The sequence below is a fragment of the Zhongshania sp. genome, assembly GCF_041623545.1.
In the GTDB taxonomy this organism is placed as follows: domain Bacteria; phylum Pseudomonadota; class Gammaproteobacteria; order Pseudomonadales; family Spongiibacteraceae; genus Spongiibacter.
On sequence record NZ_JBFJWS010000353.1, the window covers coordinates 1 to 3,101 of the forward strand.

The window sequence follows — 3,101 nt, forward strand, 5'->3', positions numbered from 1 at the left end:
CGCCGAAAACTGAGACAGCCGTTGCCACCGCGACCTGCTTCAACTCGAATTACTGCCTCATCTACAAATTTCATTACCGCGCCAACCACATAAAATGAATATACCGAAAAACCTGTCTACAGAAACAAAAAAGCCCCGTCAATAGACGAGGCCTTCTAGATCACCGAGAGGTTTACGCTGCAACTATACTAATATACTTGCGGCTCTTGGGACCTTTAACCTCAAACTTCACTACACCGTCTGCTTTAGCAAACAGAGTGTGATCAGTACCACAACCAACATTTTCACCTGCGTGGAAACGAGTTCCGCGCTGACGAACAATAATGCTACCTGCACTTACAACCTGACCACCAAAACGTTTTACGCCCAGACGCTTACTCTGCGAGTCGCGTCCGTTACGAGTACTACCACCAGCTTTCTTGTGAGCCATGAGTCTCTCCTATTACTTAAGCACTGATACCAGTGATTTTCACTTCGGTGAACCACTGACGGTGACCAGCCTGCTTCATGCTGTGCTTCCGACGGCGAAACTTAACAATTTTCACCTTGGCGTGACGACCTTGCGCAATTACTTCCGCAGTCACTTTACCGCCTTCAACGTAAGGCGCGCCAATTTTCAGATCATCACCGGTCTTAACCATCAACACTTTGTCGAAGGTCAGGCTTTCACCAGTGGCGACTTCAATTTTTTCTAGCTTAAGGGTCTCACCCTCGATCACACGGTGCTGCTTACCACCGCTTTCAATCACTGCGTACATGTTTATATCTCCAAGAGCCTGCTTGCAATAGTTTGTTTCGGCCGAGCGGTTTTACCTAGATAGAGCCTTAGATACAACACGCCGGGACAAGTCCAGGCACCGTCACCACCACTTAACCATTAAGGGGCCGCACGGTTTTGCTTCAGGGGCGCGAATTGTACGCAGTTTTCAAAAAATACACAATACCCACAATTACAAAGTAGCGCATAGACCTTGACAGCCCGCGGCTGCACTCATACGATGCCAGCCGACTCCGCCAGACGACTCTTCGCTACCATGCAACAGATTAGACAGGTCGTGGACAGCGAATTCGCCGCCGTCAACGATTTCATCATTGAACAACTGCATTCTAATGTCCCCCTCGTGGAAAACATCGGCCACTATATTGTCGATGCCGGGGGCAAACGCCTGCGGCCATTACTGAGTTTACTCAGCGCCGGTGCAATTGGCGAAATTGATGACAAACACCTGCAACTCGCCGCCGTCATTGAGTTTATCCACACCGCCACCCTGCTCCACGACGATGTTGTCGACATCTCCGCCCTGCGCCGCGGTCGTCCCACCGCCAACGCCAACTGGGGCAATGCCCCGAGCGTTTTAGTAGGGGACTTCCTTTACTCTCGGGCATTTCAGATTTTGGTCAAGATCGGCAGCTTCCCTTTGATGGCCCTGCTTTCTGACACAACCAATACCGTGGCCGAAGGCGAAGTGCTGCAATTAACCCGCGCCGGCAACCCAGACACTAGCGAAGCAACCTACTTCGAGGTAATTCGCAGCAAAACCGCCGTCTTATTTGGCGCCGCCTGCAGCGGTGCCGCTATCCTCAGCGGCAAGGACGAACAGCAAAACGCCCTGCACGACTATGGCGTAAATCTGGGCATCGCCTTTCAGTTAATCGACGACATCCTCGACTACGAGGGCGACCCCGCCGAAACCGGCAAGAATGTCGGCGACGACCTCGCTGAAGGTAAGCCTACCCTGCCACTGATTTACCTGTTAAAACACGGAAGCGAACAACACCAAGCTCTAGTGCGAGACGCCATTAGCAATAAATCAGCAGCGCAACTAGATGCAATCGTTGATGCCGTAAAAAACTGCGGCGCGCTAGAATATTGCCAAACAGCGGCAAAAGGCTACACTGACGCCGCATTGACGTCACTCGAAAGCCTTCAGCCCAGCCCCTACCGTACAGCGCTTGAAGAATTGACTGAAATCGCACTTTCCCGCCGCAGCTGAGTTTCTCACCAAAGCCAAACCTCGACGGATTACAATCCCAGCCATAAGTCGTTACAATTTCAGCACTTATCGCTGGCGCGGAAAGCTAGCGCGCACCGAAACGGATATTTAAGGAATTCCTGTGAACCAAACTGCAAACCAAGCACCAGCCCAACTCAGCGATCTTGATTTACAGTCACAACTAAGCGAACTTGCCCGCAATGCCGCCAACACGCCATTAAAAGGCCGTTTTATACTAGATACTGGGCGCGCAGCTAAGTTTAGCGGGCACATCGGTCCTTTATTTGTCGATTACTCCAAACATCATATTGACCACAATATCCTTAATAGCCTCTGCAGCCTCGCCCGCCAGCGCGGTGTCGAACAGCAGTTCATGGCCTTACGCTCTGGTGCCAGGCTCAACAATACCGAGGGCCGCACTGCTAACTACCCCAGCCTGCGTCGCTGGGCCATTGGCGACACTGCCACGAACGAGCAAGACGCCAGCATTAACGCCATGTATTGCGCGATGGAATCGCTGGTCGCAGCCATTCACAATGGCGAGCACCGCAGCAGCACCGGAAAAGCCTTTACCGACGTCGTTAATATTGGCATTGGCGGCTCAGACTTCGGGCCTCGCCTAGTATGCGACGCCCTAGCGAACCAAGGACTGGGCAACTTACGAGCACACTTCGCGGCCAACATCGACCCCAGCGTCATGACCGAAATACTGGCCACCGTGCCCGCCGAAACCACCTTATTTATCGTCGCGTCAAAATCTTTCGGCACCCAGGAAACCCGCTGCAACGCGCAGACTGCGCGCACGTGGCTAGAGACCACCCTCGCCACCAGCAACATTGCAGCCCACTTCGTCGCAGTGACCTCAATGCCCGAGGCTGCTACCGCATTCGGCATTAGCGAGCAGTTAGTCATCTCTGTACCCGAGTGGGTAGGTGGCCGCTACTCTGTGTGGTCGGGTTTTGGCCTAGCCATCGCATTATGCGCCGGCATGGACAGCTTCCGCGCCTTACTCAAGGGCGGTTACGCGGTCGACCAGTACGTCGCCAAGCAGCCACTAGAAAGTAATACCCCCCTTATATTGGGCCTTTTAGATGTGTGGTATCGCAA

General features: G+C 53.0%; 3 protein-coding genes and 1 pseudogene. 2 read left to right on the top strand and 2 right to left on the bottom strand.

Annotated features, from left to right (window positions below; all coding sequences use genetic code 11):
• Nucleotides 1-172 precede the first annotated feature (172 nt).
• Both rpmA and rplU read right to left on the bottom strand, forming a co-directional pair.
• On the bottom strand, nt 173-430 hold the full coding sequence (gene rpmA, locus ABYT30_RS17715; protein WP_159270096.1) for a 50S ribosomal protein L27: 258 nt from the start codon (nt 428-430) through the stop codon (nt 173-175).
• Between the two features lie 16 nt (nt 431-446).
• The gene (gene rplU, locus ABYT30_RS17720; RefSeq protein ID WP_008248242.1) at nt 447-758 is read right to left on the bottom strand and encodes a 50S ribosomal protein L21; all 312 of its coding nucleotides are present in this window, start codon (nt 756-758) and stop codon (nt 447-449) included.
• Nucleotides 759-1,034: 276 nt separating this feature from the next.
• On the opposite strand from rplU, the gene ABYT30_RS17725 reads away from it, so the two are divergent.
• Together ABYT30_RS17725 and ABYT30_RS17730 are read left to right on the top strand one after the other, a co-directional pair.
• Entirely contained in the window at nt 1,035-1,994 is a 960-nt protein-coding gene (locus ABYT30_RS17725; RefSeq protein WP_373082909.1) for a polyprenyl synthetase family protein, read from the top strand.
• Nucleotides 1,995-2,115: 121 nt separating this feature from the next.
• Nucleotides 2,116-3,101 (top strand): annotated as a pseudogene (locus tag ABYT30_RS17730) (glucose-6-phosphate isomerase); the annotation flags it as partial.

Excerpts from the sequence above, each read along its gene's own strand:
- ABYT30_RS17725 (WP_373082909.1), top strand. The coding sequence starts at position 1,035 with ATGCAACAGATTAGACAGGTCGTGGACAGCGAATTCGCCGCCGTCAAC.
- rpmA (WP_159270096.1), bottom strand. The coding sequence starts at position 430 with ATGGCTCACAAGAAAGCTGGTGGTAGTACTCGTAACGGACGCGACTCG.
- rplU (WP_008248242.1), bottom strand. The coding sequence starts at position 758 with ATGTACGCAGTGATTGAAAGCGGTGGTAAGCAGCACCGTGTGATCGAG.